Raw genomic sequence first — 15186 nt, 5'->3', positions numbered from 1 at the left:
ACTCCCCCCACTTTCATGCCATTAAGAGCCGAGCTCAGTGAACCGGCCAACGCCAGTCAAACCAGATAACTTCTTCCTGATGATCTATCGTGCCCTGAGTCAACGTCGCGTGCCGCTGGCACTGCGCATCGCCTGCACCAACATCTTCCTGGTGGCGCTGGCGCTGGTGATCTACGCCTGCGTGATGGGCCTGCAGTTCAAGCAGGCCATGCATGAGCAGGCCGATGCCCTGGGGCAGAGCCTGACCACCCAGACTGCCACGTCGGCAACCGAGCTGCTGGTGTCGAACGACATCCTCAGCCTCAATGTGCTGCTCGGCAACCTGGTGAAAAACCCGCTGGTGGCCCATGCGGCGATCTACAGCGTGGACAACCGTATCCTCGCCGAAGCTGGCCAGCGCCCGCGCAACAGCCTGTTGGGCGAAGCCGAAGGCCTGTACCAGACCAAGATCACCTTCCAGGACGTGACAGCCGGGCAGTTGCGCATCAGCCTGGACATGAGCCAGTTCCAGCAGCCGATGTTGATCAGCCTGCAGAGCATGGGCATTCTGGCCGCGATTCTGCTGGCCCTGGCCTTGGCCCTGAGCTTGCGTCAAGGCCGCTACATCACCCTGCCGCTGCTGCAACTGCGGGTATGGCTGCGCGACCCACAGCCCTATACCCCGGCCACCGACCGCCAGGACGAGATTGGCGACATCGCCCGCCAGCTGCATGCACGCCTGGCTCCACCGCCGCCGCCAGAACCAGAGCTCGAGGAAGACGACGACGAGTCGTTTGACGACCTGCACGAAGCTGCCCCCCCCGCCAAGGCCGCGCCGCGCGCCAAGGTTGTCGCCGTGGAAGACGAGCATGACGACGAAGCCTTCGCCGGCCTGCTGGACGACGACCCTGCGCCCAAAGCCGCCGCGCTGGTCGAGTCCGATGAGCCGCAGTACAGCGCCGTACTGGCCGTGCAGCTGGGCTCGCAGGAGCAACTGCGCCGCCTGCCACGCACACGCCTGACCGAGCTGACCGAGCGCTACCGCGACTGCCTGGAGCACGCGGCCTCACTCTACGACGGCGAAACCCACACGCTCGACGATGGCAGCACCCTGGTGCTGTTCCACAGCCGCGAGTGTGGCGAAGACTATCTGACCAACGCCATTTGTTGCGGCGAGCTGTTGCGCGCCCTGGGCCATGCTCTGCAGATCGAAGTGGCCGACAGCGGCATCACCTTGCAGCTGCAACTGGGCCTGGTGCTGGGCAACGACCTGCATGGGCTGGAACTGGTTGATCTGCTGATGGCCGAGAAGGTTCAGGATGCTTTGGCACTGTCGCAGCACAGCCGCAACCTGTTGTTGGTGGAGCGGCAGATCAGCGATGACGCGCTGATTCGTCAGCGCGCCCGCATTCGTCCGATTGCCAGCCCAGAAGGCGCCTGCTGCGTAGAGCGCCTGATGGAGCCCTACCCGTCGATGCTGGAACGGCAGCTGGCGCGGATGCACGAGCGCAGGGCCTGACAGCTATGGAAGCGGCCTCTCTGTAGAGGCAAAAAAAAGCCCGCATGATCGCGGGCTTTTTCGTACCTGGCAGTTCGATCAGAACCGATAAACTTCCATATCGGTACGAATCGGGGAGGCCATCGGGATCTTGGATTTCTCCGGTGCCTTCTTCACCTGTACCGGCGCAGCGGGCTTTTTAGGCGACTCTTCGGCAATCGCCGGCTGGTTGGCCAGCGGCTTCAGCGCTGTGCTCAGCTGTTCGGCCAGCTTCTGCAGCAGTTGGCCCTGAGCCTGAACCTGCGACGATTCGCTGCCCTCGTGCGGCTGTTCGAGGTGAACGATACGGTTGTCACGCACATGGCCACGGCGGTCGAGCAGACGCCACTGGGCATCCAGTATGGCCGGCTGATCCTTGCCCGAGTCCAGGCGAGTGATCGACAACAACACCTGCACGTCCGGGCTGAAGCCCGTGGTCGCCGGTGCCAGCACAACGCGTTGGCTGTCCAGACGCCAGGCCAGTTGGCGCACCAGCAGTTGGTCGATATCCGACGAAAGGCTGCCAGCCCAACGGCCGTCGGTCGCCGCACTCAGGCTGCCATCGGCTTGACGCTGCAGAAAGGTTTCACGCTGCAGGTAATCGGCCACCGATACCGGGCCGAGCACCACGGCCATGCCCGCACTCTGCGAAGGCTGGCCAGGATCACCACTGTCGAGCTGGTACAGGGCAACCGGCTGATGCATGGTGCACCCGCCAAGGCCCAGCAGGCCAGTCATCAACAGCGCAAATGGAAGGCGCAGAAATTTCATCATCCCATCCAGGCGGCCGCCACAAGGCACACCGCAGTGATACATGTAGATTCAAACGGGCACACGACTACGTCGGCACCGCAAGGGCCATATCATCCGCGAAATAACCGTCCGACTCCAGCATTTCTGCCCGGAACGGCGCTGAAATTGCCGTTCCAGACATTTCTGGCCGTTACGCCGGCACTTCCACCTGCAACCCATCGACGCGCTGGAACCCGCGTGGCAGCTTGCTGCCGCGCCGCCCACGCTCGCCCTTGTAATGCTCCAGATCGTCCCCTTTCAAAGACAGGGTACGCTTGCCGGCCTGCAATACAAGGGTTGCACCTTCAGGAATCACGGCCAGATCGGTGACAAATTCTTCACGGCTGGCCACCCGGTCGCCGGGCACGCCAATGATCTTGTTGCCCTTGCCTTTACCCAGCTGTGGCAGGTCGCTGACCTTGAACACCAACAGGCGACCTTCGGTGGTCACCGCCGCCAGCCAGTCCTGCTCGCGGTCCGCCACCGGGCGTGGGGTCATGACCTTGGCGCCGTTGGGCAGGCTGAGCAAACCTTTGCCGGCCTTGTTCTTGGCCTGCAGGTCTTCACCTTTGACCACGAAGCCGTAGCCGGCATCCGAAGCCACCACGTACAGCGCATCGTCATCAGGCAGCAGTACGCATTCGAAAGTGGCCCCCGGTGGCGGTGTCAGGCGGCCTGTCAGCGGCTCGCCCTGGCCACGCGCCGATGGCAGGCTGTGGGCGGGCAGCGAGTAGCTGCGCCCGGTGGAATCGATCAGCACGGCAAACTGGTTGGAGCGCCCGGCCGCAGCGGCCTTGAAGCCGTCGCCAGCCTTGTAGGAAAGGCCGGTGGCGTCGATGTCATGGCCCTTGGCGCAGCGCACCCAGCCCTTCTCGGAGAGCACCACGGTGACCGGCTCGGTCGGCATCAGCTCGTTTTCCGACAGGGCCTTGGCTTCGGCGCGCTCGACAATTGGCGAACGGCGATCGTCGCCATAGGTTTCGGCATCCTTGATCAGCTCGCTGCGCACCAACTTGCGCAGTTTGGCCTCGCTGCCCAGCAGGGCCTGCAGCTTGGCTTGCTCCTTCAGCAACTCGTCCTGTTCGCCGCGGATCTTCATTTCTTCCAGGCGCGCCAACTGCCGCAGGCGGGTCTCGAGGATGTAGTCGGCCTGGATTTCGGTGAGTTCGAAGCGGGCGATCAACGCCTGCTTGGGGTGCTCCTCGGTACGGATGATGTGGATCACTTCATCCAGGTTGAGGAACGCGGTGAGCAAACCGTCCAACAGGTGCAAGCGCTTCTCGACCTTATCCAGACGGTGCTGCAAGCGGCGACGAACGGTATTGGTACGGAACTCCAGCCACTCCACCAGGATGGTTCGCAGGTTTTTCAACTGCGGCCGGCCGTCGAGGCCGATGATATTCACGTTGACCCGGTAGGTGCTCTCCAGGTCGGTGGTGGCAAACAGGTGCTGCATCAGCTCGTCGGCATCCACGCGATTGGACCGAGGGATGATGACGATACGGCACGGGTTTTCGTGGTCCGACTCGTCGCGCAGGTCGGCGACCATCGGCAGCTTCTTGGCCTGCATCTGTGCGGCGATCTGCTCCAGCACCTTGGCCCCGGAGACCTGGTGCGGCAGCGCGGTGACAACGACGTCGCCATCCTCGACGCGGTACACGGCGCGCATGCGGATCGAGCCACGGCCACTTTCGTACATTTTGAGGATTTCGGCCCGTGGCGTGACGATTTCGGCCTCGGTCGGGTAATCCGGCCCCTGGATATGCTCGCACAGCTGCTCGATGGTGGCCTTGGGCTCGTCGAGCAGGCGCACGCACGCGCTGGCTACTTCACGCAGGTTGTGCGGCGGCACGTCGGTGGCCATGCCCACGGCGATACCGGTGGTGCCATTGAGCAGGATATTGGGCAGGCGCGCCGGTAACACGGCCGGCTCCTGCAAGGTGCCGTCGAAGTTCGGCACCCAGTCCACGGTGCCCTGGCCGACTTCGCTAAGCAGCACTTCGGCGTAGCGCGACAACCGCGCTTCGGTGTAACGCATGGCGGCGAATGACTTCGGATCGTCCGGCGCACCCCAGTTGCCCTGGCCATCGACCAGGGTATAGCGGTAGCTGAACGGCTGCGCCATCAGCACCATGGCCTCGTAGCAGGCCAAGTCGCCGTGGGGATGGAACTTGCCGAGCACGTCACCGACGGTACGCGCCGACTTCTTGTGCTTGGAATCGGCATCGAGCCCCAACTCGCTCATGGCGTAGACGATGCGTCGCTGCACCGGCTTCAGGCCGTCGCCGATGTGCGGCAAGGCGCGGTCCATGATCACGTACATGGAGTAGTTGAGGTAGGCCTGTTCGGTGAAGTCAGCCAGCGAGCGGCGTTCGACACCGTCCAGGCTGAGTTCCAGTGAGTCGCTCATGCGGGCCTCGTCATTTCAGGTTCTGGCGCAACAGCATGGTGCCGCCGCGCTGGGTAAATTCAAGTTGCTGCAGGGCACTCATGCCCAGCAATACGGTGGGCCCGTCCAGGCCCGGTACCACGATGGCGCGTACGTCCTGCAGGCGGATATCGCCCAATTGCAGGCTGGCCAGACGCGTGCGGTAACCCTCGGTACGGCCGTTGGCAGTGCTGAGCAGCACCGGGCTGCCGCGTTCGAGGTTCAACTCGCGGGCCAGCGCTTCAGGGATCGCCACGTCGGTGGCACCGGTGTCGAGCATGAAGTGCACCACCTGGCCGTTGATCGCACCGTCGAGCACGAAGTGCCCTTGGCCGTTGCCCAACAGGCGCACTTCGATAAAACCTTCGCCATGCTCGGACTGCACCTGGCTATTGGGGTTGCGCTGACTGTCTTCCCATTGGCCGAAAAAGCGCGTGGCAAGGAACAGCGCCGCCGCCCAAGCGACGACCATCAGCACCCTGCCCGCGCGCTTGCCCGGCGCCTGGCTCATGGCTTGGCGCTCCAGCCGCCTTGCGGCGCATCAAAACGCCAGACGATCGGGCGGGTTTCGCCATCGGCGCGGGCGCCGTTGTTGTTGTCCAGGCCGATCCAGGCGCCCTTGGCATCGATCACCAGTGCTTCGGCAAGGCCAAACGGCTGCGAATAGCGGCGTGATTCCACCAGCGCATCGGCAGCGAACGACCAGCAACGCTCGACCTTGCCACTGTCGGCATCCCGCCGGCACACCCGGTAGGCGTTACGTTCGAGGGTAAACAGCTTGCCCTCGTACCAGGCCAGGTCGGCGAAATCGCGCGACAAGGCCCGGGCATCGGGCATTTGCGCCGGCTGCATCTCGACCCCGGCCTCGCTCAGCAGCACGCAACTACGCCCGCAGGTCCATACCGATTGCTGGCGCTCGATAGCCACCAGGCCGCGGCGTTCACGCTCGGCGGCCAGCCACAGACGGTCCCCCGCCGGGTTGATCGCCAAGCCTTCGAACAGGGCATTGAAGTTCAGCAACATGCCACTGGCCCGGGCCTGACGCACCATGGCCGGGTCGATCTTCAACCAGTCCGGCTCGCCTTGCAGCGGCAATTGCAGCACCGCGGCATGGGCTTCACTGACCAGGTACAGGTTACCCGCCTGGTCACAGGTGATGCCTTCGAAATCCAGCTCGCCACCGCGAATGTACGACGCTGCCCAGTTGCGCGACTTCAGCCCCCACGGCAGGCCGCTTTCCGGCGGCGTTGGCGGGGTGAAGGTAAGCGGTTGTGCGCGCCAGGTGGTGTTCTGCTGGTCGAAGCGGTAAATGCGGTCGTCGTCGCGATCGGAAACACCCCACAGCCCGCCCCGACATTGCGCCAGGCCAGACAGGTTGCCACCGCGCATGCCATCGATCGGGTGCTCGCCACTGAGCTTCAGCTCTGGCCAGTTGCCCGCCAGGCAAGGCAGGGCAACCAGCGCAAGGCAAACGGCAAGTACTTGCCGAATCAAACCATGACCTCGGCCAGGTTGCCTTTGGTTTCCAGCCAACTCTTGCGGTCACCGGCGCGCTTCTTGGCCAACAGCTTGTCCATCAGCTCGCAGGTGGCCTCCACGTCATCCAGGGTCAACTGCACCAGGCGCCGGGTGTTCGGGTCCATGGTGGTTTCGCGCAGCTGTGGCGGGTTCATCTCGCCCAGGCCCTTGAAGCGGGTGACCTGCGGCTTGCCGCGCTTCTTCTCGGCCACCAGGCGGTCGAGAATGCCGTCACGCTCGGCTTCGTCGAGGGCGTAGTAGATTTCCTTGCCAAGGTCGATGCGGTACAGCGGCGGCATGGCCACGTACACATGCCCGGCCTCGACCAGCGCACGGAAGTGCTGGACGAACAGCGCGCACAGCAGCGTGGCGATGTGCAGCCCGTCGGAGTCGGCGTCGGCGAGGATGCAGATCTTGCCGTAGCGCAGCTGCGCAAGGTCGGTGGCACCCGGATCTACGCCGATGGCCACGGCAATGTTATGCACTTCCTGGCTGGCCAGGACTTCGCCACCGTCCACTTCCCAGGTGTTGAGGATCTTGCCGCGCAGCGGCAGGATGGCCTGGAACTCCTTGTCCCGCGCCTGCTTGGCCGAGCCACCTGCCGAGTCACCCTCGACCAGGAACAGTTCGGCACGCATCGGGTCCTGGCCGGCGCAATCGGCCAGCTTGCCAGGCAGTGCCGGGCCCTGGGTGATGCGCTTGCGTTCGACCTTTTTACTGGCCTTAAGGCGGCGCCCGGCGTTGCTGATGGCCAGCTCTGCCAGTTGCATGCCCAGCTCGGGGTGGGCGTTGAGCCAAAGGCTGAAGGCGTCCTTGACCACGCCGGAAACGAACGCGGCCGCCTCGCGCGATGACAGGCGCTCTTTGGTCTGCCCAGAGAACTGCGGCTCCTGCATTTTCATCGAGAGCACGAAAGAAATGCGCTCCCAGATGTCCTCTGGCGCAAGCTTCACGCCACGCGGCAGCAAATTGCGGAACTCGCAGAACTCACGCATGGCATCCAGCAGGCCCTGACGCAAGCCGTTGACATGGGTGCCGCCCTGAGCGGTGGGGATCAGGTTGACGTAGCTTTCCTGGATGCTGTCGCCACCTTCTGGCAACCACAGCAACGCCCAGTCCACGGCTTCCTTGTTGCCAGCCAGGCTGCCGCAGAACGGCTCGTCGGGCAGACGCAGGAATTCGCTGACCGAATCGACCAGGTAAGAACGCAGGCCATCTTCATAATGCCACTCGACTTTCTCGCCGCTGGCCTTGTCCTCGAAGGTGACCAGCAGGCCCGGGCACAGTACTGCCTTGGCCTTGAGCACGTGCTTGAGGCGGCTGATGGAAAACTTGGCCGAGTCGAAGTACTTGGGGTCGGGGCTGAAGTACACGCTGGTGCCGGTGTTGCGCTTGCCGACCGAGCCGACCACTTCCAGCTCGCTGGCCTTGAAGCCGTCGGCGAACGTCATCTGGTATTCGTTGCCGTCACGTTTGACACGCACGCGCACCTGGGTCGACAGGGCGTTGACCACCGAAATGCCCACACCATGCAGGCCGCCAGAAAACTGGTAGTTCTTGTTGGAGAACTTGCCGCCAGCGTGCAGCTTGGTGAGGATCAGCTCGACCCCGGACACGCCCTCTTCCGGGTGGATGTCCACCGGCATGCCACGGCCGTCGTCGCTGACTTCCAGCGAGTGGTCGGCATGCAGGATGACCTGCACCGAACGCGCGTGGCCGGCCAGGGCTTCGTCGACACTGTTGTCGATGACTTCCTGGGCCAGGTGGTTGGGGCGGCTGGTATCGGTGTACATGCCCGGCCGCTTGCGGACCGGGTCAAGGCCCGAGAGGACTTCGATGGCGTCTGCGTTATAGGCGCTAGCGCTGGGATTGGCCATAGGGTCTCGTCGTCAGTCTGGTGAGTGCAAAAAGTCAAAATACAGAAAAATCGAGCGCAGCATACTGCCCACGGGCAATGCCGGCGAACGCCAACAGTGCCGGCAGGCGCTCGGCGAAGCCTTGGAAGCTGTGGTCGCCACCGGCCTGAATGCGCAGGGCACAAGCACGGTAATAGCGCTCGGCGTGGCGATAGTCCAGGGTTTCATCGGCGGTCTGCAGCCACACTTGATAGCGGCTGGCATCTACCGGGGCCGGCACTTCCAGCTCGGCCAGTGCCTGCACGTGGTCGTGGGTCAGCTCCCAGGTTTCACCGCTGTAGTGATTGCGCTGGGTGCCCAGGTAACCGTCGAAATGCTTGTGCGGGGTTACCGCCGGGTTGACCAGCAACGCCTTGAGGCCATGGCGCTCGGCCAGATGGGTGGCATAGTAGCCGCCGAGCGAACTGCCCACCAACAGTGGCGCACCAAGTTCGGCGATGGCCGCTTCGAGCTGGGCGATGGCCTGGCGTGGGTGGTGGTGCAAGGCGGGCACACGTAGCTGGGCCGACAAGCCCAGTTGCTGCATCACGGCTTCGAGCTGGCGCGCCTTGGTCGAAAGCGGCGAGCTGTTGAAGCCATGGATATAGAGGATGGAACCCGACATGCTGCCCCCGGAATCTGTGGCTTCGCGCCTGATGGTGCGGGCGCAGGGACGCGCAGTGTAGCGCGTTCGCCGGGTTTTGACGCAGTGTCACGGGTTTCGCAACAATTTCTTCAATACCCTGGGCTATCGAAGTCGAGTTTCACAGCGAAGTCCAGCGCCCGCTCCACCCCGGTTTCCAGCCGCCCGTCGGCATGCAGACGCAACCAGCGGTAGCCCGGCTGTTCTTCGCTCACTTTGAAGTCTTCGCTGCGTGCGGCGAACTGGATACAGGTCGACGGAGTAGCCAGCAAACGCCGCCCCCCGCGTACTTCATCCCACTCCTGATGCACATGCCCCCACAGCAAGGCCCGCACCTGTGGATAACCCTCGACAATGTCGAACAGCGCCTGGGCATTGCGCAAGCCGATCGGCGCGATCCAGGCGCAGCCAATGTCCACCGGCTGATGGTGGAAACACACCAGGCAATGCCGCTCGCCCGCATCTTTCAAGGCTTCTTTCAACACGGCCAACTGGCCATCTTCGAGAAACCCGTGGGTAGCGCCGTGCACGGCGGTGTTGAGCATGATGACGCGCCACGTACCCATATCGGTGACCGCTTGTACCAGCTCTGGCGCCACGTGCGCCATCACCTGGGCCTCGTCATGGTTGCCCGGCAACCAGCGGGTGGGCGCGGCAAACGTTGCGGTCAGTTCACGAAACGCTTCATAGGATGCAACGCTGGCGTCCTGGGACAGGTCGCCCGTACACAGCAACAAATCGACAAGCGGCTGCTCGCGCCGCACCTGGGCCACCACATGGCGCAGGCTGTCACGGGTTTTCAGGCCCAGCATGCTGCCGGCCGGGTCGGCGAACAGGTGGGCATCAGTCAGTTGCACCACATGCACGGGGCGGGATTGGTCTGGCGGCGACAACGGCCATCTCCTCGAACGATTTCAGCACGAATTATGGCTGCGCGAAGGTCACGAGCAAACACCCGCAACCGACCCACGTCACAATTCAGCGAACACTTGCCAGTTCATGGCCACAGGCCAGGCAGTGGCTGAGCCATTCACCGAGGAACAGGTTGAGCTGGGCCTTTTCGTCCGGCTGATGCATGGCCGCGTTCGGGTAGGGGTAAATACTGCGCAGGCGCCGGGTGTGTTCGGCGCTGACCACTTCGGCCATGCGTGCATCGTGGTACACCTGCACCTCCAGGTGCGGCACGGGCAACCACGGCAGGCTGTGTTCCTGGCGCACATGCAGGGTGGTGGTATACGGGCAGGCCAGGACCACGTCGAGTACCAGCACGCCAAGCATCTGGTCGCCCTGGGTCATACCGATACGGCGCGAGCTTTGAGTGGTGCGCATGTCAGGCAACAGACGCATCAGCCGGGCGTAGTTGGCCTCGCAGGCTGCCTGCAGCCCGACCAGGTCGACTCGATAGCGCTCACGCAGCAGGTTCACTTCCACATACCTCGTACTTCGTCACGGTTCAGCGCCAGCCATTGCAGGCCAATGATGGTCGCTGCGTTGCAGATGCGCCCGTCGCGCACCGCCTGCAAGGCATCCTCGAACGACCACACACGCACACGGATGTCTTCACCCTCTTCTTCCAGGCCATGCAGGCCGCCCGCGCCCTGGCTGCTGCAACGGCCAAGGAACAGGTGAACATATTCGTCACTACCGCCAGGCGACGGGAAGTAACGCGTCATAGGCCACAGGGCGCTGAATGTCAGGCCAGCTTCTTCCTCAGCTTCGCGGTGAGCGACTTCCTCGGGTTGCTCGTCCTTGTCGATCAGCCCGGCAACCATTTCGATCAGCCAGGGGTTATCGACCTTGTCCAGTGCACCCACACGGAACTGTTCGATCAGCACCACTTCATCGCGCAACGGGTCGTACGGCAGCACGCACACGGCATCATGGCGCACGAACAGTTCACGGCTGATCTCGCGGCCCATGCCCCCGGCAAACAACTCATGGCGCAGGCGTAGCTTGTCGAGCTTGTAAAAGCCCTGGAAGCAATTGGCCCGCTCGATGATTTCGAAGCCCTTGGGCACTGAGTTCAACGCGTCTGACATGGAAATCCTCATTACCTCGAATACTGCTTCGCGCCATCCTACTCTGCACGCCTGCCGGTTTCATCCCTTTCTGGCAACCGCTGGCGCACTCGGGACAGCAGGTCTTCACTCTGTTAGCTTAGTGGCGAACTGAAGGCCGCGCAGACGGTCAAAGGCCGACTTTTCCCTGTTCTGCAAGGATCATCATGACACTTGTCAAACTGACTTCCGTGGCCGTGCTGGCACTCGCTCTAGGCGCCTGCCAGAGCCTGTTCACGCCCAACTACCGGGCTCCGCTCGAGGTCAAGCGCGACGCCTGGGAGCATGTCAAACCCGGCTGCAGCGAGCGTGACTGCCCGCTGGTGAATATCGACATGGTCCACTTCCCGGCCCTGCCCAAGCTCGATGGCATCGTTGAAAAACGCCTGCTGCAATTGACCGAAGACAATCAGCATGGCACCGCGCCAAGCACCCTGCAGGCCTACGAACAGCAATACCTGGCCAATGCCGACAAACGTAACAGCAGCTACTTGCAGGCCAAGGTACGCGAGCAGCATGACGGGCTGGTGATCATCGAGTTGTCCAGCTACCTGGACAGCGGTGGCGCCCACGGCATGCCGGGGCGTGGCTTCATCAACTACTCGCGCAAGCTGGACAAGGTACTGACCCTGCAGGACATGTTGGTGCCGGGCCAGGAGGACACCTTCTGGAAAACCGTCGAGGAGTCACACCGCGCCTGGTTGATGAGCGTGGGCATGGACAAGGACGCCGAGTTCGTCAAAACCTGGCCGTTCAAGAAGTCGCCGCACATCGCCCTGACGTACGGCGCGGTAGTGGTCAAGTACGAGGTCTATGCCATCGCGCCCTACTCCATGGGCCACGTGGAATTGAAGATCCCCTACCCACGCCTCAATGGCGTGCTCAAGCCTGAGCTGTTTCCCGGCCGCGGCTGAGGCTTAGCAGCCCATGCAGCACACCTGCCAGCAGCAATGCTGGCAGGGTAGCGCCCAGTTCCGGTGCATTAGCGGCAATCAGGTGATAGGCCGCCACACCCGCAAACCAGGCCACCAGCGCTTGCCAGTGCAAGCCATCGATTTGCGCAGGCAGGCGACGACGACGGATCACGTAATGGTCCATCAGCACCACACCGAACAGCGGCGCGAATACCGAACCGATCAGCAACAGGAAGTTCTCATACTGGGCCAAGGGGGCCAGCAGGGCGATCAAGGTGCACAGCACGCCGATCGCAAGTGCCAGGTGCTCGACCTTCAGCGGCAGCAGCACACCGGTTGAAACTGCCGCCGAGTGGATGTCGGCGAAGGCTTTTTCCGACTCATCCAGCAGAATCAGCAGCAACGGGATACCCATGCCGGCCCCCGCCAGCGCCAGCAGCAGCGCATTGACTTCGCCACTGGCGGCGAAAGCCAGGGTGTAGGCCACGCCCAGGCTCATCAGCCAGGTGTTGCCGATGAAATAGCCCACGACCGTGCCACCGAACACATGCTTGCCGTTGCGGGCGAAACGCGAGTAGTCGGCAATCAGTGGCAACCAGGACAGCGGCATGGCGATGACGATATCAAAGCCCACCGCCAGGGACATCGAACCGTCACCCGCGCGGCTCCACAGATCAGCCAGGTCGGCCTTGGCGAACAGGTTCCAGGTGAGCCAGACGCAAGCGCCCAGCAGCAACCAGATCCCCCAGGCGCGCAGCACCTTGCGCACGAAGGCCAGTGGCCCGCTGACGGCCAGCAAGGTGGCTAGCGCACCGAAACACAGGGTCCACAGCATCGGGCTGTTCCAGGCACTCTCCTCACCGAAGGCTCGCGCGCCCAACAGGCTGGCAGCATCGCGCATGACGATGATTTCGAACGCGCCCCAGCCCACCAGTTGCAGCAGGTTGAGCAACGCCGGCAAACGCGCGCCATGGCTGCCCAGGCTGAGTTTCAACGTGCCCATGGCGGACAGGCCGGTGTCGCTGCCGATCACCCCGGCGGCGCCCAGCAACAGCACACCGACACCGGTGCCCAGGGCGATGGCCAGCACCGCGCCGGCAAGGCCCAGGCCTGGCGCCAGCATGGCACCGACTTGCAGCACCATCAGGCCGATGCCTAGGGAGAACCACAGCGAAAACAGGTCGCGGGCACCGAAGATACGCTGGTGGGTGGGGACCGGGTGGTCGGGGGAGAATTGGCTGGGTGATGTCATGGTTGGCGCTCGCCGGCAATGTTGTTGGTGTTCTTGGCAAGGACTTCGTCCTCGAATCGCGACGCAAGGCCGCTCCCACAGTGGCCGCGCAGGCCTTGAGCCTTGTGCGGTCCCTGTGGGAGCGGCCTTGTGTCGCGAAAGGGCCGCTAAGCGGCCCCAGCGTTCTTACACTTTGTGGTACAGCTGGCTGCCTTCCTGGCGGAACCGCTCGGCCTGCTCACGCATGCCTTCTTCGACCGTCACATCCACGGCCTCGATCTTGGCGGCGTACTCACGCACTTCCTGGGTGATCTTCATCGAGCAGAACTTCGGCCCGCACATCGAGCAGAAGTGCGCGACCTTGGCCGATTCCTTCGGCAGCGTCTCGTCGTGGAAGGCACGGGCCGTGTCCGGGTCAAGGCCAAGGTTGAACTGGTCTTCCCAACGGAACTCGAAACGCGCCTTCGACAGGGCGTTGTCGCGAATCTGCGCACCTGGGTGGCCCTTGGCAAGGTCGGCGGCATGCGCGGCGATCTTGTAGGTGATGATGCCGGTCTTGACGTCGTCTTTGTTCGGCAGGCCCAAATGTTCCTTGGGCGTGACGTAGCACAGCATGGCGCAACCGAACCAGCCGATCATCGCCGCACCAATACCCGAAGTGATGTGGTCGTAGCCCGGAGCAATGTCGGTGGTCAGTGGGCCGAGGGTGTAGAACGGCGCTTCGTCGCAGCACTCCAGCTGCTTGTCCATGTTCTCTTTGATCAACTGCATCGGCACGTGGCCAGGGCCTTCGATCATGCATTGCACGTCGTGCTTCCAGGCAATCTTGGTCAGTTCGCCGAGGGTTTCCAGCTCACCGAACTGCGCGGCGTCGTTGGCGTCGGCAATCGAGCCAGGGCGCAGGCCGTCGCCCAGCGAGAAGCTGACGTCGTAGGCCTTCATGATTTCGCAGATTTCGTCGAAGTGGGTGTACAGGAAGTTTTCCTTGTGATGCGCCAGGCACCACTTGGCCATGATCGAGCCCCCACGGCTGACGATACCGGTGACACGCTTGGCGGTCAGCGGCACATAACGCAGCAGCACACCGGCGTGGATAGTGAAGTAGTCCACCCCCTGCTCGGCCTGCTCGATCAGTGTGTCGCGGAACAGCTCCCAGATCAGGTCCTCGGCCACGCCGTTGACCTTTTCCAGGGCCTGATAGATCGGCACGGTGCCGATCGGCACCGGCGAGTTGCGGATGATCCACTCGCGGGTTTCGTGAATGTGCTTGCCGGTGGACAGGTCCATGACCGTGTCCGAGCCCCAGCGGATGCCCCAGGTCAGCTTGGCCACTTCTTCCTCGATCGAGGACCCCAAGGCGCTGTTGCCGATGTTGCCGTTGATCTTCACCAGGAAATTGCGGCCGATGATCATCGGCTCAACTTCCGGGTGGTTGATGTTGGCCGGAATGATCGCGCGGCCACGGGCGATTTCCTGGCGGACGAATTCGGGGGTGATTTCTTTCGGGATGTTGGCACCGAAGCTGTGGCCAGCATGCTGCTCTTTGAGCAGGCCAGCTGCGCGGGCCTCCTGCAGCTTCATGTTTTCGCGGATGGCCACGTATTCCATCTCGGCGGTGATGATGCCCCGGCGGGCATAGTGCATCTGCGAGACGTTGGCACCCGCCTTGGCACGACGCGGGTTGCGCACATGGGCGAAACGCAGCTTGGCCAGCTCGGCGTCGTTCAGGCGCTGCTGGCCGAAGTCGGAGCTCAGGCCGTCCAGGCGCTCGGTGTCACCACGGGCGTCGATCCACGCTGAACGCACGTCGGCCAGGCCTTTGCGCACGTCGATGATCACGTTGGGGTCGGTGTATGGGCCGGAGGTGTCGTACACCAGCACCGGGGCATTGGTCTCGCCACCAAAATCGGTAGGGGTGTCATCCAGGCTGATTTCACGCATGGGTACACGGATGTCCGGGCGCGAGCCTTCGACATAGACCTTGCGCGAACGCGGGAACGGTTGCACGGACTGCTGATCGACTTGTGCCGATTCGCTGAGGTTGATCGCTTTTTCTTGTTTGGTCATCACAGGCTCTCCAGACGGCTTCCTAGCAGTGGAATGTCGGGGTGAACCTGAAACGCGCGGACGCACCCTCTTTGGAGTGCAGTGCCGGGTATGGGGGTGCCTGAAGCTGCATGCAGCTGTGACAA

The 15186-nt window shown here is 63.1% G+C and carries 13 protein-coding genes; 2 read left to right on the top strand and 11 right to left on the bottom strand.

Annotation, left to right across the window (positions count from 1 at the left end; translation table 11 throughout):
• Window positions 1–37: 37 nt before the first annotated feature.
• Entirely contained in the window at window positions 38–1498 is a 1461-nt protein-coding gene (locus Q9451_RS02015; protein ID WP_041166607.1) for an AhpA/YtjB family protein, read from the top strand.
• Between the two features lie 78 nt (window positions 1499–1576).
• Here the strand turns inward: Q9451_RS02015 and Q9451_RS02010 are convergent, their stop codons facing one another.
• From Q9451_RS02010 to Q9451_RS01970, 9 genes are all read right to left on the bottom strand, one after another.
• Window positions 1577–2287: a PqiC family protein gene (locus tag Q9451_RS02010; protein WP_041166608.1), complete on the bottom strand. Its 711-nt coding sequence runs from the start codon at window positions 2285–2287 to the stop codon at window positions 1577–1579.
• A gap of 172 nt (window positions 2288–2459) precedes the next feature.
• Entirely contained in the window at window positions 2460–4718 is a 2259-nt protein-coding gene (gene parC / locus Q9451_RS02005) for a DNA topoisomerase IV subunit A (protein ID WP_123109070.1), read from the bottom strand.
• A gap of 10 nt (window positions 4719–4728) precedes the next feature.
• Complete coding sequence (locus Q9451_RS02000; protein ID WP_012274477.1) at window positions 4729–5247, bottom strand: TIGR02281 family clan AA aspartic protease; 519 nt, start codon at window positions 5245–5247, stop codon at window positions 4729–4731.
• Window positions 5244–6230 carry an esterase-like activity of phytase family protein gene (locus Q9451_RS01995; RefSeq protein ID WP_012274478.1) on the bottom strand — a complete coding sequence of 329 codons (987 nt, stop codon included), beginning with the start codon at window positions 6228–6230 and terminating at the stop codon, window positions 5244–5246. Before Q9451_RS01995 ends, Q9451_RS02000 begins: the two co-directional genes overlap by 4 nt.
• The gene (parE, locus tag Q9451_RS01990; RefSeq protein ID WP_012274479.1) at window positions 6227–8131 is read right to left on the bottom strand and encodes a DNA topoisomerase IV subunit B; all 1905 of its coding nucleotides are present in this window, start codon (window positions 8129–8131) and stop codon (window positions 6227–6229) included. Before parE ends, Q9451_RS01995 begins: the two co-directional genes overlap by 4 nt.
• Before the next feature lie 34 nt (window positions 8132–8165).
• Window positions 8166–8774: a YqiA/YcfP family alpha/beta fold hydrolase gene (locus tag Q9451_RS01985; protein ID WP_012274480.1), complete on the bottom strand. Its 609-nt coding sequence runs from the start codon at window positions 8772–8774 to the stop codon at window positions 8166–8168.
• Between the two features lie 110 nt (window positions 8775–8884).
• The gene (gene cpdA, locus Q9451_RS01980; protein ID WP_012274481.1) at window positions 8885–9685 is read right to left on the bottom strand and encodes a 3',5'-cyclic-AMP phosphodiesterase; all 801 of its coding nucleotides are present in this window, start codon (window positions 9683–9685) and stop codon (window positions 8885–8887) included.
• A gap of 85 nt (window positions 9686–9770) precedes the next feature.
• Entirely contained in the window at window positions 9771–10223 is a 453-nt protein-coding gene (locus Q9451_RS01975) for a DUF1249 domain-containing protein (RefSeq protein WP_041166609.1), read from the bottom strand.
• On the bottom strand, window positions 10214–10831 hold the full coding sequence (locus Q9451_RS01970) for an NUDIX domain-containing protein (RefSeq protein ID WP_012274483.1): 618 nt from the start codon (window positions 10829–10831) through the stop codon (window positions 10214–10216). Before Q9451_RS01970 ends, Q9451_RS01975 begins: the two co-directional genes overlap by 10 nt.
• Window positions 10832–11016: 185 nt before the next feature.
• On the opposite strand from Q9451_RS01970, the gene Q9451_RS01965 reads away from it, so the two are divergent.
• Window positions 11017–11763: an RsiV family protein gene (locus tag Q9451_RS01965; RefSeq protein ID WP_012274484.1), complete on the top strand. Its 747-nt coding sequence runs from the start codon at window positions 11017–11019 to the stop codon at window positions 11761–11763.
• Here the strand turns inward: Q9451_RS01965 and cytX are convergent.
• Both cytX and thiC read right to left on the bottom strand, forming a co-directional pair.
• Window positions 11732–13015 carry a putative hydroxymethylpyrimidine transporter CytX gene (cytX, locus tag Q9451_RS01960; RefSeq protein ID WP_012274485.1) on the bottom strand — a complete coding sequence of 428 codons (1284 nt, stop codon included), beginning with the start codon at window positions 13013–13015 and terminating at the stop codon, window positions 11732–11734. The two genes, Q9451_RS01965 and cytX, sit on opposite strands and share 32 nt — an antisense overlap.
• A gap of 165 nt (window positions 13016–13180) precedes the next feature.
• Window positions 13181–15061 carry a phosphomethylpyrimidine synthase ThiC gene (thiC, locus tag Q9451_RS01955; protein WP_012274486.1) on the bottom strand — a complete coding sequence of 627 codons (1881 nt, stop codon included), beginning with the start codon at window positions 15059–15061 and terminating at the stop codon, window positions 13181–13183.
• Window positions 15062–15186: the final 125 nt, after the last annotated feature.

The sequence above is a fragment of the Pseudomonas sp. NY8896 genome, assembly GCF_039634505.1.
The sequence above is the reverse complement of the archived record's forward strand: the minus strand, read 5'-3'. Positions and strand labels throughout refer to the sequence as shown.

Coding starts and splice junctions, on each gene's coding strand:
- cytX (WP_012274485.1), bottom strand. CDS start 13,015: ATGACATCACCCAGCCAATTCTCCCCCGACCACCCGGTCCCCACCCAC.
- Q9451_RS02000 (WP_012274477.1), bottom strand. CDS start 5,247: ATGAGCCAGGCGCCGGGCAAGCGCGCGGGCAGGGTGCTGATGGTCGTC.
- Q9451_RS01965 (WP_012274484.1), top strand. CDS start 11,017: ATGACACTTGTCAAACTGACTTCCGTGGCCGTGCTGGCACTCGCTCTA.
- Q9451_RS01985 (WP_012274480.1), bottom strand. CDS start 8,774: ATGTCGGGTTCCATCCTCTATATCCATGGCTTCAACAGCTCGCCGCTT.
- parE (WP_012274479.1), bottom strand. CDS start 8,131: ATGGCCAATCCCAGCGCTAGCGCCTATAACGCAGACGCCATCGAAGTC.
- Q9451_RS01970 (WP_012274483.1), bottom strand. CDS start 10,831: ATGTCAGACGCGTTGAACTCAGTGCCCAAGGGCTTCGAAATCATCGAG.
- Q9451_RS02010 (WP_041166608.1), bottom strand. CDS start 2,287: ATGAAATTTCTGCGCCTTCCATTTGCGCTGTTGATGACTGGCCTGCTG.
- parC (WP_123109070.1), bottom strand. CDS start 4,718: ATGAGCGACTCACTGGAACTCAGCCTGGACGGTGTCGAACGCCGCTCG.
- thiC (WP_012274486.1), bottom strand. CDS start 15,061: ATGACCAAACAAGAAAAAGCGATCAACCTCAGCGAATCGGCACAAGTC.